Here is a 24,040-nt window from a genome sequence, read left to right on the forward strand (position 1 = left end):
CTCAAGATGAGGGATGAGAGTCCGAAAGCGCTTACGATATCAATTCCTGAAAATGGTTCGCTAACTAGTGATTGACAACACCCGTAGTGAACCGAAAAAATGTTCTCCACAAAGTCTTGACTGACTCTCCTAAATGTCTTTATTTGCAATTTTGTTTATCTCACACTAAATAAATAATGTTACATCTTTCATATCCACGACATGGATATGGTAGTATAACCATACTTACTCCTCCCTTTAATAAGCATATAATTACATACTTATATAAAACAAGAGAAAAAAACGATTTTAACATAATCTTTACAATTCAAACGAAAATGTGAAAGTCGGAAGTAAACTTGCCTTATCTCGTCTCCATTTGTTGTTATTCTTCAGAACGAGAGATTCTCCTCCTCGTCATAAATTTCTTTTATTTGTTTCGGTTCGTTTGTTAACTCCATTTCAAATCCTTATTTATTTGATAAGTAAAAAAGACTAACGACTCGAGTCGTTAGCTAACACTGTTTCGTCAACTGAATTCAGGATTTGTTCTAATTTGGTTCGGATCGCGTTTTTAAGCATGGATCTTAAATTTTTTTTATACTTCTTCTTAGTCAATGGACAAATATATTCTCCATCATCAATAACCTCGTTTTTTAACTCTCCATCTTCATTGAAAAACAACGTATATATTTCGTTGATTAGTTTATTTTCTTGCTGTATGTAGTTTATTGTTTCACTTTTGTATCCCTTGATCACTTTTTCGAAAATCATTTTAAAATCTTCAATAGACATCTCTTTCTTTAATTTGCGTTCCATTGTTTTTGGTGTTTCATTACTACTTTCTTGTTGATTTTTCTTTTCTAATTCTTGATACATCTCATCCATTTGCTCATATAAACCGATTAAAAAAGCATTTTCTTCTTCCAGTTTTTGAACTTTAACCGTTAATTCAGTGATTTGCTCGTAAACCAAGTTCAACTCATCCTGCATATTAATGAGTTGATTTTCTAATTGATTCTTCTCCTCCATGAGCTGTTTCATTAATTCTTCCGAGTGAGTGCTATCACCTTTAACTTCTTCAGAATCCAATTTATTATGCTTTTCACGATGGTCATTCGCCAACATTGAAAAAGAGTTTTCTACATACCATTCATAAACTCCCATTACTTCAGGCAAACCTGGTCTCTGTTCTTCAATAAACTCGAATAAATCATCGTGATAAATTCGCCAACCCTCCTTTCGATTTGCCGAACGTTCTGCTTTAATCTTTCCTTCTCTGATCCAACGAGTAACCATTTGAATTGAGTCAGTAATGTAATATTCCTGAAGTATTTTTAGTGCTTGGTGAACATTATATACTTCCATCTCCTTCTCCCCCGCTCAAAATTATTTAAAATAAAAATATGTTGGTAATGTTATACCTATGACATTACCTAAGTAATTTTAGGAAAATAAGAAATGCTTGGCTTTAAGCGCCAAGCATTTTTATTAAAATCCCATTTAATTAATTAAGATCTCTAAAATTTAGGTCATTTGTTTTGTTAGTTTTGACTGTTTTTAATCAGGGCTTTGTTAAATTTCAATGTTGATTTTTAAACCACACAAAAAGACCGAAATAAATTCGGTCTTTTTGTGTGTCTTCTTCAACTATTGCATTATTCTTTCACATTTAGCAATCGCATGCTGTTTAATGTTACGATTAATGTTGCTCCCATATCCGCAAATATCGCTAACCATAACGTTAACCAACCAGGTACAATTAACAATAACGCCAGCACCTTAATGCCCAAAGAGAAGGTAATGTTTTGCTTAATAATTGCTAAAGCCTTGCGGCTCAATTTAATCGTATATGGCAATTTACTTAAATCATCAGACATTAAAGCAATATCGGCTGTTTCAAGGGCTGTATCGGTTCCAGCACCACCCATTGCCACACCAACGGTTGAAGCTGCAAGAGCTGGTGCATCGTTCACACCATCTCCAACCATCGCAACACTTCGATACTTGTCGCGAAGCTCTTTGATGAAATTCAGTTTATCTTCTGGAAGTAAATCGGCTTTAATATCGGAAACACCGACTTGTTTTCCGATGGCTTCGGCTGTTCTTTGGTTATCTCCCGTCAGCATCACCGTTTTTTCAATACCGACTTGATGAAGTTTTCGAATAACCTCTTTGGATGATTCTCTTATTTCGTCTGCCACGGCAATTAACGCCAGAATTTCTTTTTCCGTTCCTAATGCCATGACCGTTTTCCCTTGTATTTGAAGGGTTGTAATTTGTTCTTTTATTTCTGATTGGATGCCATTTGGAAGAAGTTCTTCAAAAAGACCTGGACTTCCGACATAATACATTGCGTTATTTACTTTGGCTTTGACCCCTTTACCTGTAATGGATTGGAATTCTTCAACCGATACATCATTAAAATTCAATCCATCTTCTTCTGCTTTTCTTATAATGGCGGAAGCAAGTGGATGTTGTGAGCCTTTTTCAATGGCTGCTGTAATGGTCATTAGTTCATTTTCATTGCCATTATAAGTGACTACATCGGTGACGGAAGGAATACCTTTTGTTAATGTTCCTGTTTTATCAAAAGCAATCACTTTTAAGTTTCCTGCTTCCTCTAAATAAATACCACCTTTAATTAACACACCGTTTTTCGCTGCATTTCCAATGGCAGTTACAATCGAAACAGGCGTGGAAATAACCAACGCACACGGACAACCAACCACTAATACAGCTAGACCTCGATAAATCCATTCGCTCCAATCAGCACCCATAAATAATGGAGGAATAACGGCTAGTAAAAGAGCAAAAATGATAATGGCTGGTGTATAGTATTTGGCAAAACGATCTACAAACGCTTGAGAAGGTGCTCGTTCTGCTTGAGCTTCTTCCACTAAATGGATGATTTTCGAAAGAGTTGTATCTTCCACTCGTTTTGTAACTTTTACTTCCAATAACCCTTCTTCATTCAATGTTCCTGCAAAGACTTCATCACCGACTGTTTTGGTTACTGGAACACTTTCTCCCGTAATGGCAGCCTGATTTAGCGTAGATGTACCCTTGATGACGATTCCATCCATCGCTAATTTCTGACCAGGCTTTACGATCATAATATCTCCGACTTGAATATCGTCAACAGGGACCATCATTTCTTCATTTCCGCGACGAATTAATGCTTCTTTTGGAGCAATATCCATCAACGATTCAATGGATTGACGAGCTTTATCCATGGAATAACGCTCTAAGGCTTCGCTAATGGCGAATAGAATAACAACCGTTGCACCTTCTCCCCATTCACCAATCGCTGCAGCTCCTAAAATCGCCACTGTCATCAGCGTATTCATATCAAAATTCAATCGAACTAGGTTTTTGAAACCTTTTATAAATAACGAATATCCACCGATTAAAATTGCTGCAGCATATCCAATTGTCGCAAAGATATGCTCTTCTCCGTATTGCTTCCCTAAAAACCAACTGATCACAAGCAAAACGGCGGAAATATACACTTTAATGTTCTCTTTTTGCTTCCAAAAAGGTTCACGCTTGACTGCTTTTTCTTTATCTTCCCGAACCTTTAAGTTTTCAAAAGCTCCTGCTTTTTCTAATTCTTCGATGGTTGTTGTACCCCAAACGGTAATTTTAGATGCTCCAAAGTTTACTTTAGCATCTTGAACACCTGGCAATGATTTTACATTATTTTCAAACTTTGCCGCACAGTTTGCACAAGTAAATCCTTGAACACGGTAGGTTTTCGCTTCTGATTTAGATAATTTTGCTTGTTGTTCAGACACGGACTTTCACCTCTTTATCATGTGCTAACGCAATCATGATTAACTGCTTAATATGGTCATCATCCAGCGAATAAAATGCTAGCTTTCCTTCTTTTCGATACTTTACAATCCCTTGTTTATAAAGAGTCCGTAAATGATGGGAAGTGGTTGCAACAGAAGCCCCAATGATATTGGCAATATCACATACACATAACTCTTCATCTTGGCAAAGTGAATAGGCAATTTTTGCCCTATTTTCATCTGCCAGTGCTTTAAACAACAGGACAACACTGGATATATCTTCTTTTTGCAATTCCCCTTGTATTCGATTGACTTTTTCTTCGTCATAACAATAAATTTCACATGTATCTTTCTTACTCATTCATTATCCCCCTTTCATATTCAAATTTCCGTTTGAATATATTATACCTCATTTCTTTTATTATTCAAACATTTATTTGAATGAAAAACAAAAAAGAATTGGATGTAAAAAATCAACCTAATATTTACCAGGCATTTCATTTAATTAGCTACATCAAAAAATTCTATTAGCTAAAAACAATAAACCTCATTATCCGCAAAAAGATAATGAGGTTTACTATTTCTTAACCAAAGAATGTTTGGAACAATAAATATGCGTTTAAGCTGATAATCACCATCGCTACCATCCAAGCAAGAACTTTCAACCATAATGGATTTGCGAACTCGCCCATTTTCTTTTTATCGCTAGTGAATTGAACGAGAGGCACTACCGCGAAAGAGAGCTGTAAAGAAAGAATAACTTGGCTCAAAATAAGTAATTGAGCCGTTCCGCTTTCGCCATAAAGAGCAGTTACAACAACGGCTGGGACAATGGCAATCAATCGAGTGATCAGCCTTCTTAACCAAGCAGGAAGGCGAATGTTTAGAAAACCTTCCATCACAATTTGACCAGCTAAGGTTCCTGTTAATGTGGAGTTTTGACCAGAAGCCAACAAAGCAACTCCAAATAAAATACTTCCAAGTGTTGTTCCAAGCAGTGGAGCAAGCAAGTGATAAGCATCTTCAATCTCCGCAACATCTTTCATTCCTGCTTTATGGAATGTAGCAGCAGAAACAATAAGGATAGATGCATTAATAAATAAAGCGAAAAAGAGTGCAATGGTTGAATCCCAAGTGGCATATTTGATCGCTTGTCGTTTACCCGAGCTGGTTTGTTCGTATTGACGTGTCTGCACAATGGAAGAATGCAGATAAAGATTATGAGGCATTACGGTTGCACCTAAAATACCGATTGCAATATAGAGCATGGATGGATTGTTAATAATCTCTGGGCTTGGAACAAATCCCTTCAATATGCCACCTACATCTGGCTTAGAAAGAAAGATTTCAGTCACAAAGCAAGCACCAATGGTTAGAATTAAAACAATTACCAACGTTTCAATATAACGAAACCCTTTATTCTGTAATAGCAATACGACCAGTACATCCAGAGCTGTAATAATCACTCCATATATTAACGGAATGCCAAACAACAATTTCAAAGCGATTGCCGAACCGATCACTTCGGCTAGATCACAAGCTGCGATTGCCAACTCGCATAAAACCCATAAGATCATTGCTACAGGCTTGCTGTAATGGTCGCGACAAGCTTGGCTAAATCCCTTCCCGTTACAATTCCCAACTTGCCAGCCAATGCTTGAAGCAATATTGCCATTAAATTGGAAAGCAAAATAACGGAAAGCAACGTGTATCCGAACTGGGAACCTCCTGCGATATCAGTCGCCCAGTTTCCCGGGTCCATATACCCCACGGCAACTAAGTATCCTGGTCCAGCAAACGCAAGAAACTTTTTCATCCAAGAACCCGTTTTTGGTATACGCAAACTTCTATATACTTCGGGCAATGTTGGTTGTGTCCGTTTCTTTCTCCAACCTTCCTCAACGACTAACGGCAGTTTTTTTATATTTTCACTCATGATGATCACCTCATGATTGGTTTTCGCTAAATATTTTGCATTAAGGAAACTTTTGGGGTAAAAAAATTTGCTCCTACAACTTAGAATTAGATATATGTAAGAGCAAAGAAAATGTTGCCTAAATAAATTGTACATCAGAAACTTTTTTAGTCAATGGAAACTTTTATCGTTTGTTAGTTTAAGATCGCTAAAATATTGAACAAGGTACTGACCTTGTTCAAACCATTTAATGATATTTGAAGCTTATGTTTGAATGAATACTCTCCCACTTACGCTAAGCTTAGAAGGGCTATAAAAAGTTCTAACCACAACATTGCAAGCACCTTCAATGGTTTAAAATATCATTTATCAAATACTCTGCATCGGCACCCACTCCTCCAATAAGAGCAGATCCCCTTCGATACTGCCACGGCAATCCCAAGAAGTACAATCCTTTCACAGAAGTTACCCCTCTTTGGTGAATGGGCTTTCCTCTATGGTCTAAAACATTCGGAATTTGAATCCAACTGTAATCAGAATAAAATCCAGTTGCCCAAATGACATTTTGAACTTGAATTTGACTGTTATCTGCAAAAGAAATAACATCTCCTAAAATACTTTCTGTTCTGGGTTTAATTTTAATTTTGCCTTCTTGTATTAAATGTTTCAGTTCTTTACCGAAAATAGGGTCACTTTGCTTACTGATAAACTGACCTAACGAGCTGTTGATATGGACATTTAATAAACCTAATTTTTTAAACCACCAGAAAATACTTTTACCCATTATTTCAAGTGGAAAGAACTTCATTTTATGACCTACAGATAAATAAACTTCTCTGTCTTCGGACAATTCAACAGCAATTTGTGCCCCTGAATTTCCCGCACCGACTACCAAAACAGAGCCTTCTTGTAATTGAGATGGATTCAAATAACGGGATGTATGCACTTGATACACTTTATCGGATAAGCTTTCTGCAAATGGTGGAATGTATGGCTTTTGGAAAGGACCCGTTGCTACAACCACTTTCTCTGCCACATAATTACCATTATTGGTTGTAACTTTAAAAATCTCATCTTCTTTTTGAAGGGAAATGACTTCTGTGTTCAGATGAATAGGTAATTCAAATTTTTGAGCATAATCCTCTAAATAATCGGCAATTTCATCCTTGGTTGGATATCCGTTCGGGTCACCCTTTAAAGCCATTCCTGGCAAAGAACTGAACCAGCGAGGAGTAAAAAGAACTAAGGAATCATATCGGTTTCTCCAAACATCTCCGATTCGATTTTCCTTGCCAACAATGGCAAACAATATATTATTTTGTTTCAGATAATATCCCATCGCTAGTCCTGCCTGACTAGCACCGATAACCAGAACATCAACGATGTGTTGCATTTTATCACCTCTCTTCTGAAAAGGATTAAACTTTCATTTCCCCGTGATGGATTTGAGAGGTTTCAATTTGAATGGTTGCATGCTGAATTTTAAAGTGGTCCTCAATAAAATGGATCGCTTCTTGTAAAACCTTTTGGCTGTCTTGATGATCTTCAATCAAAATATGGCAACTTAATGAGTCTAACCCTGAAGTAATTGTCCAAATATGAAGGTCGTGAACGTTAATCACTCCTTCAATACTTTCTAAGGCTTTTTTCACTTCATTTTGGTCAATGGTAATGGGCGTTCCTTCCATCAAAATGTGAACCGTATGTTTGATAACTCCCCAAGCACCTTTCAAAATTAATAAAGCAACCAAAATTGAAATAATGGGATCTGCCACATACCAATCCAAGAGCCACATGGCAAGCCCAGCGATGATAGCACCTACAGAACCCAAAGCGTCACCGATAACGTGAAGATAGGCGCTACGAAGATTGACATTATTTTTCACATCCCCTTTTCTCACTAACGCCCAAGCACTTAAAAGATTGGCAAAAAGACCAATGGACGCAATTAGCATCATAGAGCCGCTAGCTACGGTTGGTGGGTTGTAAAAACGCTGAATAGCTTCCCATACGATAACCCCAGCGATAACAAACAAGGTAACTCCATTAAACAAAGCGGCTAAGATTTCAAAACGATAAAAGCCATACGTTTTATTTGGGGAAGCTGGTTTGGTGGCAAACCAAATAGCAACTAAACTAAGAACAAGTGAACTGGCATCACTAAGCATATGACCAGAGTCAGAAAGAAGGGCTAAGCTATTTGTGATTAAACCTCCGAAAAACTCTAACAACATAATTCCAGCGGTAATGAGAAGTGCAATCGTAAGCCCTTTTTTATTACCTTCTCTGCCGTGATCGTGATGGTGTCCGTGGTGATGGTGATGACCATGGTGGTCGTGAGAATGATGGTGGTGATGATGATGCATGATAAAACGCCTCCTTAATGATGTTCAGCATGGTCAATGGCTTGTTTTAATAATGAAATAACATGTTCGTCATCGCAGGAGTAAAACAGTGTTTTTCCTTCGCGGCGATACTTAACCAATCTCAGATTTCGCAATATACTAAGTTGGTGGGAGACGGCTGATTGAGACATTTCCAACACTTCTGCAATGTGATTTACATTGCACTCTTCTTGCGATAACAAATAAAGAATTTTGATTCGTGTTGGATCGGCTAATACCTTAAATATTCGCGATACATTTTCAATTGTTTCAGATTTTAAGAAAGAATGGTCTTCCATCTTCATTATGATGTCCCTCACTTTATTCATTATATATGAGCATATGTTCATATGTATTATAATATTTTAAATTCATTTTTTTGTCAAGTTTAGGAAATTTTTTAATGAAAATGGGTGATTTAGCTCTTAATGAATGGGAGGGGCTGATGATATGGGAGACAATCATAATCATTTTCACGTACCAGATACAAAAAAGGGATTAATGATCGCTCTTCTTATTATTTCGGGAATAACGGTTTTGGAGTTCTTTGGTGAACTGTTTACGAATAGTCTAGCATTACTATCAGACGCAGGGCATATGTTAAGCGATATTGGCTCTCTAGCTTTAAGTTTAGTCGCTATGTGGTTCACCGCAAGACCACCTTCTCCACGAAAAACATACGGTTTTTACCGATTTGAAATACTAGCAGCTCTGTTGAATGGACTTCTCTTATTCGTCATTGCAGGATTTATTTCTTACGAAGCTTATAAACGTTTTTTTGAACCTTCAACAGTAGCAAGTGGTACAATGATGCTCATTGCTACCATTGGGTTGTTGGAAAAATCACCAGCGCATTTATTTTGACAAAAAAAAGTGATACAAAAGAAAATGTAAATGTACGAAGTGCCTATTTGCATATTATTTCTGATGCATTAGGTGCAGTTGGGGCAATCGTAGCAGGGATTGTAATGTACTTCTTCGGCTGGTATGTGGCTGACCCCATCATCAGTGTTGTCGTGTCGCTATTAATCCTAAAAAGCGCTTGGGGTGTAGTAAGCAGCTCCTTCCACATCCTGATGGAAGGAACGCCGATTACCATTGATATGGAGAAAGTAAAGCAAACGCTTCAGTCCATTGAGGGGGTAAAAGATGTTCACGATTTACACGTCTGGACAATCACCTCTGGGTTGGATTCGCTCAGTTGCCATTTGCTCATCGATGATACCAAGGATAGTCAGGACATTTTGAAACAGTCTATCCAACGGATTGAAGAAGAATTTCACATCTTGCATACGACCATTCAAGTGGAAAAATCGGACTTGCAACATGCCGATTTAAGGGTATAAAAAGGACAGCAGTGAGCTGTCCTTTAAAATATCAGCACATCTTTTGTAAATTCTTCTTCAAGTTCCCGTATGACGTTATCCTCATTACTTGTTTGTTGTATTTGTTCCTCTTTTTTTTCTGTTTCTTTCTTGTCTTTATCCCTGTTCATTAGAAACCTCCGTATGAATGCAGTTTATCGATCGATTCAAAATGACCGCTTTTTATTGTTCGTTTTGGGTTTCATTTTTAGCATCCTCCTTGTTACGTTCTGTATACCATATCATCCCCACATTTTAGTTGTGTCACATCCGCTTTCATATTTTTAGCGATGTCTTGTGATATGACAAGAAAAAAGACGTTCCAAAACTGTTTTAAGTTTGAACGCCAATTTGCTTGTCATTTTAATCTTTCCACCTCTTAACTGAACCCGTTATTTTATGTCGGTCTTTTTTCTTTTCCATCTTGAACTATCGATTCCCGTTAGTGCAATAGGTGACTTCATGATGTAAAGATTCATCTTTTTTAGGTGGGATTTTTTATAATGACATATCCCCCATGGGGGGATATTATTATTTAAGGAGGGATTAGTATGAGTGAAAAAAATCGTGAACATAGTCATCGACACAATCATGAACATAAATACCGAAAACAAGTTATTAACCGATTAGCAAGAATCGAAGGACACGTTAGAGCTATTAAGGAAATGGCTGCTGAAGGGCGTGATTGTCCAGATATTCTTTTGCAAATTGCAGCAGTTAGAAAAGCTTTGGATAGCACGGCAAAAGTGATCTTTGCAGACCATATGGAAAGTTGTCTTGTTGATGCCGTACACCAAGGCAATGAAGATCAAGTATTAAACGATTTAAAAAAAGCTTTAGATAATTTCATACGTTAGGAAGTGATTGATATGCTTTCAGAACGCATTATTCAGGAGCAAACAACCAAACAAAAGATTTCCATGATCATTTCCTTGGCTGTTCCAGCCATGATTGAAAATATTCTCCAAACTGTGGTTGGTTTTGTCGATACTCTTTTTGTTTCTAAACTCGGATTAAATGAAGTCACCGCAGTTGGTGTGGCTAATGCTGTCTTAGCTGTATATATCGCGGTTTTTATGGCAATCGGAGTAGGTACGTCCTCGCTTGTTGCTCGTTATATAGGAGCCGGGGATTTTGAAAAGGCAAAGGCTGTAGCAAAACAATCAACTTGGATTTCTTCTATAGCAGGCTTATTATTGGGTATTATTACTTTATTGTTTGCTGAACCACTACTTCGAATAATGGGTGCGGAACCCAATGTTTTGGCTGATGGAACCGTTTATTTTCGTATTGTTGCGGGACCATCCATTTTCATTTCCCTTATGTTTATTTTTGGAAGTATTTTAAGAGCTGCTGGGGATACAAAAACACCAATGAAAGTTAGTTGGTGGATTAATTTTATTCATATTGCATTAGATTACATCCTCATATTCGGACTAGGGTTTAATGGGTTTGGGGTTGCCGGTGCAGCTTGGGCAACGGTAATTGTTCGTATTCTAGGTGCAATCGCTCTTTATTATTACATTAAAAAGTCCAAAGTTTCTTTCTCGATTTTTGGCGGTACGTCAAGTAAATCATTTACTTCTCCAATTTTAAAGTTATCTGGACCGGCAGCAGCAGAAAGGCTTATTATGCGTTTGGGTCAGGTACTCTATTTTGGATTGATTGTCCGAATCGGTACCGAAACCTATGCCGCTCATACAATTGCAGGAAATATTGAAACCTTTTCTTATATGCCGGGTTATGGCTTAGCTGTAGCTGCTACGACATTGGTAGGGCAAAGCATTGGGGCTAAACTTGAAAAAGAAGCTTATAAATACGGAATGCTAACCACAGGAATTGCCGTAGGGTTTATGTCCTTCGTCGGAATTATATTGTTTTTCTTTTCACCTTGGTTCGCAGCTTGGTTTACCACAGATAAAAACGCAATCGATATGGTGACTACGGCATTAAGAATTGATGCATTTGCTCAACCAGCGTTGGCTGTTGGCTTAGTTTTAGCAGGTGCTTTACAGGGGGCAGGAGATACCAAAAGTCCAATGTACAGTACAGCTATAGGAATGTGGATCATTCGTGTTGTAGGTGTTTATATATTGGGAATTCAATTAGGAATGGGTATAGTTGGTGTTTGGTTATCGATAGCTATAGATTTATTTGTTCGTGCCATCTTTTTGTTCTTTATGTTTAAAAAGCGAATGTTTTATCTATCTAATCAAGGAGAATATCAGCACTAATCAAATAAATGGGGGAAAGGTTCTATCGAAAATCTTTACCCCAAAAAAACTATACCTATAATGGAACATTATTGCCAGTTAGTCATCCTTAGAGCGAGCTTCACCACAGATGATGGGAGTTCATTCGTCTTTCCATGGAAAACAACCATGCTTTTAACAGAGCCTACAGAAAAAATAAGTAAAATGAAACCAATACAAAACCGATTATAGCTATGATAACGCAGTATATTTTTGTAGATGTGCGTAAAGCTGTTCCGAAAATCTCTTTTCCCGTCACGGAAAGCATGACCCCCATCGCCAACGCGATAATCATTGCTACTAGCCAAGGGACCCCCATTCCATAATTGCTTCCTATGAAGGCTCCAACTCCTACGGGGGCGGAGGCTATGGTTGCCCCAAGTATGATGCTGAGAATTCCAAACCCAGCCATCAGCAAGGGAGTAAAAACAGCAATACCTTCTGGAATATTGTGAAGCATGATCGCAGTCATCATTGGTTTAGTCAATGAATCGTGAGTATTTGCTCCAAGTGCGATGCCTGTTGGAAAATTGTGTAGGGCAATACTGAATGTTAAAAATAGACCAGAATGTACGAATAAGTCTTTTTTAGCGTCATTTGTAATAATGATCACATGATGAGAAACCTTTTCTAGATGCTTGTATATAAAATAACCAAAAATCAATCCGACAATAGCAATAAACCAACCTCCAATTTCTATGCTTTCAGGCAAAATTTCCATTGTGACCAGTCCAAATATCATACCACTACATACTGAAAAAATGGTTGGCATTCCTTTTTGCCAGCCTTTAAACAACCAAGCAATCGCTCCACCAGATAACATTCCAATAGCAGAAGCAGAAAACCCTAAAAGCCAAAGTGAGTTCATCCATCATCCCCCTTGTACTAAGTTGTCTTTACTTTTATATCTGCCAAACTTATAAAATATGCCTTAAGAAAACAAAAAATCCTCCACCGTGGGAGGATTGTAAAGCCTTCGTTTTCGGAAAAGTGAGGTTTGTTTATTATAAAGGCATTGGAGTTTTAGTTGGTTTTGCGTAACCTTCTTTGTACTTTTCATCAATGTAATGGCGAATTTCCTTTATAGACTTACCTTCTTGTTTCATTTTAATGGATTCCGCTGCGATTTGTAAGCAAACACCACAACGAGTACCGTGGTCATCCCAGACAACAGAACCATCTTTATTGATTTTTTTGACAAAGCAATTCATACTACTTTTATGTCCCGCACTCTCGGCACAACCGCAATAACAAGGAATCCATTGTAACAACTCTATTGATTTGCCAGCAGCTTGATATACCAAGCGGACCTCTTCACTTTGACCTTTCAAAAAGGTCGGTAAAACGTCAGCAGAAGCAGTTTTTTCTTGCAAATCCCCATTGGAAGAATGCTCTTGATGTGATTGTTCTTTATTGGAACTGCAAGCCGAAATGATCAAAGTGAGCAGAAGTAAAACAATCATTCCCTTATATTTCATCCTTGTCACCTCTTATAACATTAGACATGACTAATATATCATAAGGGGTGGACATATTCAGCGTAATAATAAATTGTTCAAAATATTGTCAATTTATAAAGCTAAATCAACATATTATATTAGTCAACTATAATATGATCAGTTATAATAGGTACCGTCAAGAATTTTGTGTAATGCAAGATAGATAGGGTATCTCTGAAATGGATTTGGAATGGATAGGGGACTAGTTTCCTCCACACGAGGGACTGAATATTCAGTCTATTGCGCAGAAAGGGAGAATCCCCTTATCGTATTGGTTTGATATTTACATTATTTGGTTAATTGTAACGTTCTTCAAACATTCGCTCGAGGGCTTCCTGTGCTTCGGCAAATCCTCTTAACTTTCGCCCTGCCCATTTCTCATTAAAATCTTGGATGGTCAAATACACGACTTTTTCCGCGGCTTCTAAACTGCTCAAACTGTTCATCGGCTTTAGACGTTTCCGAATCTCTTTGATCGTTCGTTCAATGGCATTGGTTGTATAAATCACACTTCGAATACTGCTCGGATAGTCCATAAAGGTGAGAAGGACATCCAACTCATTTGCCCACGATTGGACTTCCCTTGGGTATTTGTGAGACCATTTGGATTGAAACTGTTGAAACATCTCCAATGCGATTTCTTTATTCGGAGAACGATAAATGAGTTTCAGGTCCTCCGCCATTTCGAATTGATCTTTTTTCCGAACACAACGGAGATAGCAGCCGTTTCTCCTATTCGGTGTTCGAGCCTGTTCGATTTCGAGGAAATGTTTGATTTCTTCCCGCATAATCAGCTCTAATTTTTCTTTCACAAATTGACGAATAACACTTTCCAGTTGATTTGCCCAGTCGACATTCGGTATACTTCTTTTAGACATAGGTAGGGTTCTCCTTTCTCTAAGATTTTTGGTCCAATCAGAGAATACCCTACCTTTTTTCTTTTGTTCTAGCAAAATGTTTTACACAAACTTTTATACATCATCGAGAAATTTGTCTAATAACAATAAACCAGCATTAGGAATCCAGTATCCTAATGCTGGTTAAAAAGAGATCGTGTCATATATGCTTGTTTCGGATGATTTACTTGCTCCGGATATAGCAGTTCTAACTTTCCTTCCCTAAGCAATCGTGAAATGTACTTTTTGCGAAGAGGATCCATCTGCCTATTCAGTAATTGACTTAATTCTTTGAGCGTTAACGGCTTAATTGCACAAAGATTTAAAATGATCTCATCCATTTCGGAAGGATGTAATCTCTTTTTCTTCCTTGCTAATTCAGAAATATCCAATAGCACTTTTTCATGATCTTTTGTTTGTTCGTTTTCGTTAGGTCCGGAGTTAGCAGCGTTAGGTCCGGAGTTATTAACATTAGGTCCGGAGCTTATCCGATTATATCTGGAGTTCCCTATAGACTTTTGATGAAACATTTCCGTTAGCGTATATTTTGTACCTCTTCCTTGTCCATTTGGTTCTAAATATCCTTTTTCCACCAGTCCGGATAATAATTTGCTTATTTCATCACTCTTTTTATCTGTCAGGCTTTGCAATCTCGTATTAGTCACATAATTTTCTTGATGTGCCGTCACTAAAATTAATACTTCATCATTGGTTAAAAACTTATAATGTTTCCCAAGAACTGCTTTTAGAAAATCGACGCTTTCCTGTGGTAATAATGAAGTTGTTCGCAACGTAAGAATCGTGCGATCCGGCTGAAATTCTTCAATTAATTCCGGGGCAGTCCAATGTTGTTCTTTCCACGCCAAATGAATATTCTCAATCCCCGACCCTGCCCGTTCACCGAGCCCAATTAACATAAACATTTTAAAAATCGTTGGATTTCTCGGATCACTTATTCCACCTTTCAGTGCTTGTTGCAAAGGAATCCGAAGAACACCCGGGTTGGAAAATCGAAATAACATCTTTTCCTTTTCGACAACAATTCCGCGTTGCCCGTAGTAATCGGCATGAGCCAACGTATTGACTAAAGCCTCACGAAGAGCAGCGTGCACCCTTGTATCATCCTTGCGAAAAAGCCCCTCCATTTGAAAAGGAATGTTTAAATCATCCGTTAGTCTGCGGATCACTTTAAAATAAAAATCATACAAATTCCCCGACCAAGTACCGTCGGAAGAAATAATCCGATCTGTCCATCTCTCCCCCGGCACATCCGAACTCTTTTCCCGATATTCTAAGAAATACTGCGGTAAATACTCTGTAATGCTGCGCTCTTCCCCAAACATGAGCAACCCGGCTAATGTTAGCCCTTCCTCGTTGGTTTCGCGTAGCCTTCCCAAAGCTCCAATTTTATATAAAAATTCCTTCAGTTCTAAACCATTCCAAGGATGATCTGGTTTCAAAGAAGAAAAGCGATTTCGATAACTTCTCACCGATTCCATATTCAAATCATTTAAACCGTAATTGGGAAGAACTTTGCTGTCTTGAGGAATTGGAGATTGGTCCGCTATCATTCGCTGTACTTCTTCTTTTGTACATTTATAGTCTCCTTCATAATTGCGGCGATATGTACCTGTAAAAGGATTATGACCAATATAAATTGGCTTGTCCTCACGTGAAGCTCTTGGAACATAAATTTTCACGATTTCTTTCCCATCAACTTCAATAATTTCTACATTTCGATCCACTAAGATATTTTTACTAATCCTTTGTGGATTATTAATTCCATCCCAAAAGTCTTTGACTAACTTTTTTGCATCAACATCGACTGGGAAAAACTCTTGTCCTTTTTGCTCGACCCCAAGCAAAATAATACCGCCATTTGTATTCGCAAAAGCAGAATACGTTTCCCAAACATCTTTCGGCAGACCACCTTTGGCTGCTTTACATTCCAATTCGGCATTTTCTCCATCGTCTATAATACGCAACAAATCCTTCGCATCCATTCCGCCATATATCCCCTTTAAATTTCTAATATTTACTACAAATTATTTGACAACGAAAAGAAACAATCCTTTTAACATTCAACAAATTATACAATTTTCCATTTGTCAAAGAAATTTATGGTTCACCAGGACAAAATGTATTACAAATGTTATTTTAGCATGATCACTAAACATTATCGAACCATGCAGCAAACCATTAATCAAATGTGCAATATTTAAAATAAAAAAATCACTTTCGTATACAAGTGATTTCTCATTTACATATTTAAGCTCCTTTGCAAAACGAAGCCCATCCTTCGTTCATGATTTTCGTCTCCAGCTGCGGCCAAAAATAAAGCATTTCCTCGCGCATCATCGTTAAAATGTCGCGTTGCCAATCCTCCAGTTCGCGGCTGTATTCTTCGATGAACAATAGCACATCTTTTTCCGGTTGCGGCGGAAACTTGCGCCGTTTTTTTCGCGGCGGCGTTTTCAGTTTGTTTCGCTCGTCAAGCGACCATAAATCGTCGTACGGCGTCGATGTTTTCGGAGACTCCTCCTCTTCGTACACTTCCGTATCTTCCCACGTCCATGACAACTTTGGCCGCAACAGCGACGGATCGATATGCTCCTGAATGGCTAAGACGGCATCCAGAAACTTTTCCACTTCCCATTTTCCGTATTGGTGCTCATAATGTTTGATCCGCTCTGCTGTCGCCGCCATGCTCTCGACCATATCGCGCTTCGTGTTGCTGAAGCGGACGTTGTTTTTGAAAAAGTCGCTGTGGGCCAACACATGGGCGACGATCAGCTTATTTTGGATGAGCGTATTCGTATCGAGCAAAAACGCGTAGCAAGGGTCCGAATTGATGACGAGCTCGTAAATTTTGCTTAACCCTAAATCATAATGAAGCTTCATTTTGTAAAACTGTTTCCCAAAGCTCCAGTGGGAAAATCGCGTCGGCATCCCGTAAGCGCCAAACGTATAAAGAATGTCCGCCGGGCAAATCTCATAGCGCATCGGGTAAAAATCAAGCCCAAATCCTTCTGCGATTTCCGTAATTTCCGCAATCGCCCGTTCCAACTCTTTCAGCTCGTCCTGCCGCATCCATCTCCCCCCTCTTTTTCCTCTTATCACAATGTATGAGGGAAACGGCGTTTTGATACGTTCCATCGTTTGGCATGAACGCGCAGCGCCCCATTTTCATTTGTGGACCGTTGGCTTATAATGGTCATATACAAGAAATCGCGGCAAAGCGTGGTGGTCATTTGCAGCACTATTTGCATTATCTTATCGAACACTTCGGCTACATCGGCATTATGGTTGCGCTGATGCTCGGCATTGTTGGGCTGCCGATCCCCGACGAGCTGCTGTTGACATATGCCGGTTACCGCGTTTCAACGGGGGCGTTTTCGTATCCGCTCGCTTTTCTTTCCTGCTGGCTTGGAGCCATCATTGGCATCTCGCTCAGCTATATGCTCGGGATTACGCTCGGGCTGCCGTTTTTGCATAAATTCGGTCCCAAGCTCCATCTTACAGAAAAACGGCTCGAGCAAACGAAAGCGCTTTTTTCGAAGCTCGGCCCAGCGGTATTGTTCATTTGCTATTTCATCCCCGGCGTTCGGCATCTCGCCGCCTTTTGGGCCGGCATGAACGCCTACCGTTGGAGAAAGTTTGCCTTGTTCGCCTACAGCGGGGCGATGGTGTGGGTCGCTGTCTTTTTGACGATCGGCGCCTATTTTGAAAGCCGCTGGATGGCCGTCAAGCAGTACATCCATGCCTACCGTCCATTCTTATTTCCAGTCTTTTTGGTCGCTCTTGGTTTCGCCATCTTCTATTGGTACATCCAGCAAAAGCGAAAAACACCGGGGTAATCTCCGGTGTTTTTCATTCTCTATGCGCGCTATACGTTCTCGCGCGGGCCGCGATGGTACGTTTCTGTCAGCAATCCCATAAACAGGCCGAATCCGAACATAAACATCGAGGCCCCGATAATGCCGAGACTGATGATCGTCAAGAAATAGTCTTTGTTGTAAGCGCTTGCGATAAAACTAAGCAAAAACAGTACGACTCCGACAATCAATCCCACTGACGCCATCCATTTGCACATGTTGATCATTTCTTGCCCTTCGTGCCGTTTGTTCATTCTCATCATCCCCTTATTTTGAGGATACTACCCTTGTCACAAAATTGCAACATTTATTTTTCCTTTTTCGTTTTCATTTCGGTTATAATTTATATTTTGCCTTCTGTCGCAACATTTACAGGGCAACAAAACGCCCCACCGTCATACACTAACAATGACTCCTTCTTGATAAAGGAGGCATGCCGCTTGAACACCGTCGACTATGATAAGGCGCTCTATTACACGCATCGCTCCGAATGGGACAATTTGCTCATTTTAATGGTGCGTACGCCTGATGATATTCTGTCAAAAAAAATTGAAAAGTTTCTCCACGCTTATAATTTTGAACATGACTACTCCGTCATCCAGGAGCGGTTGCACGCCTTGCTTCGCTATATTGACCATGCGCTTGAAGTGAGCGAACAAAAAATGGGAGTCGAGCAGTACGCACAGTTTTACTCGTAAAACGAACGGGGAATTGGCCGATGCCAATTCCCCGCAGATTGTGCTGATCATTGCGCATAAGAAGGAGAAACGGTGCTGAGCACATCCTTTACGCGCTGCATGACGGCTTCTGTTAAGCGGGCTAGTCTTTCTTCGCTGTCCTCCAGCGACGTCCCTTTGACGCCGAAGTACGCCTTCATTTTCGGCTCCGTCCCTGATGGACGCAGACAAAACCACGAGCCATCCTCCAAGATATACTTGAGCACATTGGATGTCGGCAAATCAATGGCCGTTTTTTCGCCGGTCAACGTGTTCGTCCGCTCTTTCGTTTTGTAATCCTCAATCACCGTCACCTTTTTCCCCGCGGCCTCCACCGGCGGCTGTTGGCGGAACGACGCTAAAATCGCGGCAATCGCCTCTGCTCCTTCTTTGCCTTTCAGCGTGAGCGATCGTTGTCCCTCGCGATAATAGCCGTACTGGTCAAACAATTGCAAGAGCGCCTCATACAACGATAGCCCTTGCTTTTTATAAAATGCGCACACTTCCGCCGCGAGGACAGCCGCCTGCACGGCATCTTTGTCGCGGACAAAATCGCCGATCAGATACCCATAGCTTTCCTCATATCCGAACTGGAACGCATATTGCCCTGTTTGTTCGTATTCCTTCATTTTTTCGCCGATGAATTTGAAACCGGTCAACGTATCGACCGTCTCAAGACCAAACGATTGGGCGATCGCCCGACCAAATTCAGACGTCACGATCGTTTTTAAGACAACACCATTTTCCGGCAGAGTGCCTTGAGCTTTTCGTTGCGACAGCAAATAGTGGAGCAACAAGCCGCCGGTTTGATTGCCGGTCAGCACGACATAGTTTCCCTTGTCATTTGTAACCGCCACGCCCATCCGGTCGGCGTCCGGGTCGGTGGCGATCAACAGATCGGCGTTCACTTGCTTGCCCAACTCCATCGCCATAGCGAAGGCCGCGTGTTCTTCCGGATTGGGCGAGGCGACCGTCGAGAAATTCGGATCCGGCAGCTCCTGCTCTTTGACGACAAAGACGTTTTGGTAGCCGAGCTCAGCGAGCGCGCGGCGCACCGGTTTGTTTGACGTGCCGTGAAGCGGCGTAAACACGATATTGATCGCCGCTTCCCGAGCGAGCTCCGGATGGATGGAAATCGTTTTGACCGCATGGATATAAGCATCATCGACTTCGCTTCCGATGATGCGAATAAGGCCTTTTTCTCTTAACGTTTCCTCATCTTCCACATGAATGGCGAGCTCATTTTCGACTTCATTGACATAGCGGATCACTTGGTCGGCGACAGCAGGCGGCAGCTGTCCCCCGTCCTCTCCATACACTTTATAGCCGTTATATTCGGGCGGATTATGGCTAGCGGTGATGACAATGCCGGCAAACGCCCGCAAATAGCGAACAGCAAACGACAGTTCCGGCGTTGGACGCAATTCATCAAACACGTATGTTTGAATGCCGTTCGTAGCCAACGTTTTCGCCGCCTCCATCGCAAATTCCGGCGACTTATGCCGGGAGTCATAGGCAATGACGACCCCGCGTTGCTTCGCCTCATCCCCAAACGATTGTATGTATCGCGCCAATCCTTCCGACGCTTTTCGCACCGTATACATGTTCATTCGGTTCGTCCCCGGGCCAATCTCGCCGCGCATGCCGCCGGTGCCGAATTCGAGATTTTTGTAAAAGCAATCCTCCAGCCATCGTTCATCATTGCGGCGTTGTTCCAACAACCGCTTCAATTCCGGATCGAGCTGCGGCTCACGCAGCCATTGTTCGTATTTTTGTCTCCACTCCATCGCTGTTCCCCCTTGATTTTCATTTTCCCTGTTTATGTATTCGCTCCCATCATACAATATACCTGCCAAAAGAAAAAGGATGCCCTGGAAAAAATGTGGGCATCCTTTTTCCCCCATTACCCTTGCGGCTGCGACGGCTCCGAAATGTTCGTCAACGCCTGTTCAGCCGCTTCGTTTGATGCGCTGTTCGTCGCAATATCGCCTAGCGCAACAATGCCTTGAAGCTGGTTGTTTTCCACGATCGGCAAACGGCGAACTTGATGTTGGGCCATGACATTCGCGGCTTCCTGTACGCTCATATTCGGCGTACCGGTGACGACTTGGTTCGTCATGACCTCCGCTACTTTGACGGTCGACGGGTCTTTTCCTTGGGACGAAACACGCAACGTAATATCGCGGTCCGTAATCATCCCTTTGACTTGCCCGTTTTCCACAACCGGAAGCGCCCCAATATTTTTTTGGCTCATGATTTGCGCTGCTTCTTGCACCGTTTGGTTCGGCGAAATCGTTGCGACGTTTTTCGTCATAATGTCCTGCACTTTGTTTCCGCTGTTGTTCGTCAATGTGATCCTCCCCTTTCACCGATTAGTATGGCTCGTTTGTCGAGCGATATAGATAGAAAATGTTGTTTTCTTTCCTGCCCTTTGCCGGTTATGAATGGACGTGCCGTTTTCCATCCCTTATAATGGAGCTAACGGAGGCAAGATCGGGAACATGATGGGAAGAAGGAGAGAACATGGAACGAGAAAAACGTGCGGAGAACTTGCTTTTGGCCGCATGGGCGACCGCGCTCATCGCCACGCTCGGAAGCCTTTATTTTTCGGAGGTGCTTGGGTACATTCCGTGCGACCTGTGCTGGTTTCAACGCATTTTTATGTACCCGCAAGTCGTGATTTTAGGAATCGCCATTGTGCGCAAAGACGCTGCGGCAGCTCGCTATAGCTTCACACTGTCATTGATTGGCGGGGGTATTTCTCTGTATCATTATGGATTGCAAAAAATTCCGCTGCTTCAAGAATACGCCATCAGCTGCGGCCGCATTCCGTGCACAGGGCAATATATAAACTGGCTTGGATTTATCACCATTCCATTTTTGGCGTTCACTGCCTTTATGATCATTATGTTGTTAAGTTGGACCGTCATGCGCCAGCAAAGAAAGGAGAGCGAACGTTGAAAAAACTGCTCGCATTTGGCGGCATCATTGTCGTCCTGTTCGCTGCGATCGCGTTTATTACGATGTACGAACAAAAAGAAGCCGCAAGCAACAATCCTTACCATAAAAGTGAGCTCAACCCAGCCACCATCGCCCAACTTGACGACCCGAACTACCGCAACATTATTTTGCCCGCGGAGTTGAAACAGCAGCTGGCTGACGGCAAGACGCTCACCGTTTACTTTTACAGCCCGACATGCCCTCACTGCCAGCGGACAACGCCGATCGTCGTGCCGCTCGCAAAGGAGCTTGGCATCGATTTAAAGCTGTTCAACTTGCTTGAATTCGAAGACGGGTGGGATGCGTACCATATTGAAGCCACCCCGACGATCGTCCATTACGAAAACGGCAAAGAAATCAAACGCATCGAAGGGTATCATGACGAACAAACGTTCCGAAACTGGTTTTCCTCATTGCACAGTGACAAGTGAAGATGGGTGAATCCGACCTACACAAGTCAAACATGCCGATGCGGGCATCGAGAGAAAGCGAACCGAAACGGCATCCGCTTCCGATGCCAAAAGTGCGGATACACCCTCCACGCCGACTTGAATGGCGCGATCAACATCGCCAAAGCGATTTCGGGCTTCGCCGCCTAACCTAGCGCACCGGTCGCAGGTGCGCCGCCCATTGGGGTACATCCTAACCCGATGGGACGGGGTGATGACACACCCCCGAACTTGGGCGTTGTCCGAACCAGAAATGGATGAGGGTGTTAACGACCCAAGAATCCCACACCTTTAGGCGTGCGGATTGTCAAATCACCCATTGGCTCGCCGGAGGCGCATACACGCTGCACGGCCAAAGCCGCCTGCAAGTGAACTGCTTGGCATGAAAAGGAAAGGCAATGCCATGGCGGGCCAAAATCTTTTGATTGCGAACAAACAGCCATTCATACTGTTCCAAATCCCCATGCTCTCCGATATGTTCGATGACGGTAATGAGCGATTGCAACGCTGAAATGATTTGGAAAGCCTCTTTCATCGTTCCATTATATGCAACATGTTCGTGGTCCAGCGAAAGAATGCCCCATTCCTCAAATTGACGGATTTGTTCATCATCGAAGTAATACGGGAACACATCGGTATAAAAGTAGTTGAGCAAATACTGCATGTAATGCTCTTGTTCCGGAGTCGCTGCATACATCATTTTCAACGTCCATACCACCTTTTCTCGCCGCAATGCTTGCGTTTTCCATCACTAAGACGATACTATGAGTGTACCATATCTCGCGCAAGGATAGGGGTAGAAAGTGTTTCCATAGCTAACAAACAATTGGGAGTGTGACAACCTTTGTGGACAAGAAAAGGCGATTGGCTGGAATGCATCATCCCTAGCTGGTGGAGCGGTTTGACGATTGAACAGCTCCTGAAAGACGTATGGGCCGCCTCGAAAAAGCTCGCCCACCGTTGGCGGATGGAACACGGCGTCAAACTGAACGGCCAGGCTGTTCCCTGGAAGACGGTGCTCAACGAACGCGACCGGCTCCAGCTTTACGCATATGAGCCGGAGCCGTCGTTCATCGTTCCAGAATATCGGGAGCTTTCGATTTTATGGGAGGACGACCATCTGCTCGTCTTGAACAAAGAAGCCGGCATCGACATTCATCCGTCCGAACCGGGGCAAACCGGCACGCTCGCCAATGCGGTCGCGTTTTATTTGCAGTCGCAGGCAATTTTAACAAAAGTGCGCCACATTCACCGACTTGACCGCGACACGTCGGGAGCGATTTTATTTGCCAAACACCCGCTTGCCGGTGCGACGCTCGATCGGATGCTCGCCCACCGTGCCATCAAGCGGACGTACGTCGCCCTTGTTCACGGTCGTTTGTCCCCGAAATCAGGAACCATTTTCGCGCCAATCGGCCGCGACCGCCACCATCCAACGCGCCGGCGCGTCTCGAAGACGGGGGCAAAAGCGGTGACACACTATCGCGTCATCAAAACATTCCCGTCAACATCGCTTGTCGAGCTTTCTCTCGAGACTGGACGGACGCACCAAATCCGCGTCCATTTGGCCCATCTCGGCCATCCGCTCGTCGGCGATGTGCTTTATGGCGGCAAACCAGTGTTTCATCGCCATGCGCTTCATGCCGCTAAGCTAACGTTCCGCCACCCGTTTACAAACGAAGAGGTCATTTGTCTCGCGCCAACAAGCGATTTTCCCACCGACCTTTCGCGCATTTACCATTGATCTACCCTGCTGTCCTTCAATGGAGGAGGGGATTTCTCGGCCGAAATCGAGTAGGAGAGGGTGACTAACCCTCGTCCTCTCACACCACCGTACGTACCGTTCGGTATACGGCGGTTCCATTAAGTCTGACGCAGAGATTCATATCGTTGATAAAGACTCTTCAGCCCTTG

21 protein-coding genes and 5 pseudogenes are annotated in these 24,040 nt (G+C 41.9%); 9 read left to right on the forward strand and 17 right to left on the reverse strand.

Annotated features, from left to right (window positions below; translation table 11 throughout):
* Window positions 1-474 precede the first annotated feature (474 nt).
* The 7 genes and pseudogenes from ACVBDQ_RS15120 to ACVBDQ_RS15150 all read right to left on the reverse strand — a co-directional run bounded on the left by ACVBDQ_RS15120 (window position 475) and on the right by ACVBDQ_RS15150 (window position 8,380).
* Complete coding sequence (locus ACVBDQ_RS15120; protein ID WP_011230090.1) at window positions 475-1,347, reverse strand: DNA-binding protein; 873 nt, start codon at window positions 1,345-1,347, stop codon at window positions 475-477.
* A gap of 290 nt (window positions 1,348-1,637) precedes the next feature.
* A complete protein-coding gene (locus ACVBDQ_RS15125; protein WP_011230089.1) occupies window positions 1,638-3,776 on the reverse strand; it encodes a heavy metal translocating P-type ATPase in 2,139 nt (712 codons plus the stop codon).
* Entirely contained in the window at window positions 3,769-4,137 is a 369-nt protein-coding gene (locus ACVBDQ_RS15130; RefSeq protein ID WP_011230088.1) for an ArsR/SmtB family transcription factor, read from the reverse strand. The genes ACVBDQ_RS15125 and ACVBDQ_RS15130 overlap by 8 nt, the downstream gene beginning before the upstream one ends.
* Window positions 4,138-4,360: 223 nt before the next feature.
* A pseudogene (locus ACVBDQ_RS15135) lies at window positions 4,361-5,712 on the reverse strand (Nramp family divalent metal transporter).
* A 325-nt stretch (window positions 5,713-6,037) separates the two neighbouring features.
* Window positions 6,038-7,084, reverse strand: coding sequence for a flavin-containing monooxygenase (locus tag ACVBDQ_RS15140; RefSeq protein ID WP_011230086.1), 1,047 nt, complete (start codon window positions 7,082-7,084; stop codon window positions 6,038-6,040).
* 25 nt (window positions 7,085-7,109) lie between these two features.
* Window positions 7,110-8,057: a cation diffusion facilitator family transporter gene (locus ACVBDQ_RS15145; RefSeq protein WP_434407110.1), complete on the reverse strand. Its 948-nt coding sequence runs from the start codon at window positions 8,055-8,057 to the stop codon at window positions 7,110-7,112.
* 14 nt (window positions 8,058-8,071) lie between these two features.
* On the reverse strand, window positions 8,072-8,380 hold the full coding sequence (locus tag ACVBDQ_RS15150; RefSeq protein WP_181556554.1) for an ArsR/SmtB family transcription factor: 309 nt from the start codon (window positions 8,378-8,380) through the stop codon (window positions 8,072-8,074).
* A gap of 145 nt (window positions 8,381-8,525) precedes the next feature.
* Between ACVBDQ_RS15150 and ACVBDQ_RS15155 the strand changes: the two are divergent.
* A pseudogene (locus ACVBDQ_RS15155) lies at window positions 8,526-9,421 on the forward strand (cation diffusion facilitator family transporter).
* A 23-nt stretch (window positions 9,422-9,444) separates the two neighbouring features.
* On the opposite strand, the gene ACVBDQ_RS15160 reads toward ACVBDQ_RS15155, so the two are convergent.
* On the reverse strand, window positions 9,445-9,570 hold the full coding sequence (locus tag ACVBDQ_RS15160; protein ID WP_020279753.1) for a hypothetical protein: 126 nt from the start codon (window positions 9,568-9,570) through the stop codon (window positions 9,445-9,447).
* A 420-nt stretch (window positions 9,571-9,990) separates the two neighbouring features.
* Here ACVBDQ_RS15160 and ACVBDQ_RS15165 point away from each other — a divergent pair, with 420 nt between their 5' ends.
* Together ACVBDQ_RS15165 and ACVBDQ_RS15170 are read left to right on the forward strand one after the other, a co-directional pair.
* Entirely contained in the window at window positions 9,991-10,296 is a 306-nt protein-coding gene (locus tag ACVBDQ_RS15165; RefSeq protein WP_020754474.1) for a metal-sensing transcriptional repressor, read from the forward strand.
* 12 nt (window positions 10,297-10,308) lie between these two features.
* Entirely contained in the window at window positions 10,309-11,673 is a 1,365-nt protein-coding gene (locus ACVBDQ_RS15170) for an MATE family efflux transporter (RefSeq protein ID WP_020279754.1), read from the forward strand.
* 163 nt (window positions 11,674-11,836) lie between these two features.
* On the opposite strand, the gene ACVBDQ_RS15175 is transcribed toward ACVBDQ_RS15170, so the two are convergent.
* From ACVBDQ_RS15175 to ACVBDQ_RS15195, 5 genes and pseudogenes are all read right to left on the reverse strand, one after another.
* Window positions 11,837-12,559 (reverse strand): ZIP family metal transporter, encoded by a 723-nt coding sequence (locus ACVBDQ_RS15175; protein ID WP_446663298.1) that lies wholly within the window; start codon window positions 12,557-12,559, stop codon window positions 11,837-11,839.
* A gap of 136 nt (window positions 12,560-12,695) precedes the next feature.
* A complete protein-coding gene (locus ACVBDQ_RS15180; RefSeq protein ID WP_011230081.1) occupies window positions 12,696-13,169 on the reverse strand; it encodes a PCYCGC domain-containing protein in 474 nt (157 codons plus the stop codon).
* A gap of 317 nt (window positions 13,170-13,486) precedes the next feature.
* Window positions 13,487-13,906, reverse strand: a pseudogene (locus ACVBDQ_RS15185) (transposase); the annotation flags it as partial.
* Window positions 13,907-14,220: 314 nt separating this feature from the next.
* Window positions 14,221-16,089 carry an RNA-binding domain-containing protein gene (locus tag ACVBDQ_RS15190; protein WP_434407115.1) on the reverse strand — a complete coding sequence of 623 codons (1,869 nt, stop codon included), beginning with the start codon at window positions 16,087-16,089 and terminating at the stop codon, window positions 14,221-14,223.
* A 280-nt stretch (window positions 16,090-16,369) separates the two neighbouring features.
* Window positions 16,370-17,176, reverse strand: a pseudogene (locus ACVBDQ_RS15195) (SpoVR family protein); the annotation flags it as partial.
* Between the two features lie 161 nt (window positions 17,177-17,337).
* Between ACVBDQ_RS15195 and ACVBDQ_RS15200 the strand changes: the two are divergent.
* Window positions 17,338-17,943 carry a DedA family protein gene (locus ACVBDQ_RS15200; protein ID WP_011230077.1) on the forward strand — a complete coding sequence of 202 codons (606 nt, stop codon included), beginning with the start codon at window positions 17,338-17,340 and terminating at the stop codon, window positions 17,941-17,943.
* 29 nt (window positions 17,944-17,972) lie between these two features.
* On the opposite strand, the gene ACVBDQ_RS15205 is transcribed toward ACVBDQ_RS15200, so the two are convergent.
* A complete protein-coding gene (locus ACVBDQ_RS15205; RefSeq protein WP_025039331.1) occupies window positions 17,973-18,221 on the reverse strand; it encodes a hypothetical protein in 249 nt (82 codons plus the stop codon).
* Window positions 18,222-18,401: 180 nt separating this feature from the next.
* On the opposite strand from ACVBDQ_RS15205, the gene ACVBDQ_RS15210 reads away from it, so the two are divergent.
* Window positions 18,402-18,659 (forward strand): YhdB family protein, encoded by a 258-nt coding sequence (locus ACVBDQ_RS15210; RefSeq protein WP_013146280.1) that lies wholly within the window; start codon window positions 18,402-18,404, stop codon window positions 18,657-18,659.
* Window positions 18,660-18,706: 47 nt separating this feature from the next.
* On the opposite strand, the gene ACVBDQ_RS15215 is transcribed toward ACVBDQ_RS15210, so the two are convergent.
* Both ACVBDQ_RS15215 and ACVBDQ_RS15220 read right to left on the reverse strand, forming a co-directional pair.
* Complete coding sequence (locus tag ACVBDQ_RS15215; RefSeq protein ID WP_011230074.1) at window positions 18,707-20,464, reverse strand: phospho-sugar mutase; 1,758 nt, start codon at window positions 20,462-20,464, stop codon at window positions 18,707-18,709.
* 116 nt (window positions 20,465-20,580) lie between these two features.
* The gene (locus tag ACVBDQ_RS15220) at window positions 20,581-21,027 is read right to left on the reverse strand and encodes a CBS domain-containing protein (RefSeq protein WP_011230073.1); all 447 of its coding nucleotides are present in this window, start codon (window positions 21,025-21,027) and stop codon (window positions 20,581-20,583) included.
* A gap of 173 nt (window positions 21,028-21,200) precedes the next feature.
* Here ACVBDQ_RS15220 and ACVBDQ_RS15225 point away from each other — a divergent pair, with 173 nt between their 5' ends.
* From ACVBDQ_RS15225 to ACVBDQ_RS15235, 3 genes and pseudogenes are all read left to right on the forward strand, one after another.
* Window positions 21,201-21,638, forward strand: coding sequence for a disulfide formation protein C (locus ACVBDQ_RS15225; RefSeq protein WP_014194940.1), 438 nt, complete (start codon window positions 21,201-21,203; stop codon window positions 21,636-21,638).
* Window positions 21,635-22,108 carry a thioredoxin family protein gene (locus tag ACVBDQ_RS15230; protein WP_011230071.1) on the forward strand — a complete coding sequence of 158 codons (474 nt, stop codon included), beginning with the start codon at window positions 21,635-21,637 and terminating at the stop codon, window positions 22,106-22,108. The genes ACVBDQ_RS15225 and ACVBDQ_RS15230 overlap by 4 nt, the downstream gene beginning before the upstream one ends.
* 3 nt (window positions 22,109-22,111) lie before the next feature.
* Window positions 22,112-22,276, forward strand: a pseudogene (locus tag ACVBDQ_RS15235) (zinc ribbon domain-containing protein); the annotation flags it as partial.
* A 157-nt stretch (window positions 22,277-22,433) separates the two neighbouring features.
* Here ACVBDQ_RS15235 and ACVBDQ_RS15240 read toward each other — a convergent pair.
* Window positions 22,434-22,832, reverse strand: coding sequence for a YhcU family protein (locus ACVBDQ_RS15240; RefSeq protein ID WP_014194938.1), 399 nt, complete (start codon window positions 22,830-22,832; stop codon window positions 22,434-22,436).
* Between the two features lie 138 nt (window positions 22,833-22,970).
* Here ACVBDQ_RS15240 and ACVBDQ_RS15245 point away from each other — a divergent pair, with 138 nt between their 5' ends.
* Window positions 22,971-23,870 carry an RluA family pseudouridine synthase gene (locus ACVBDQ_RS15245; protein WP_011230069.1) on the forward strand — a complete coding sequence of 300 codons (900 nt, stop codon included), beginning with the start codon at window positions 22,971-22,973 and terminating at the stop codon, window positions 23,868-23,870.
* Window positions 23,871-24,040 lie beyond the last annotated feature (170 nt).

It is taken from the genome of Geobacillus sp. CCR, from assembly GCF_052906625.1.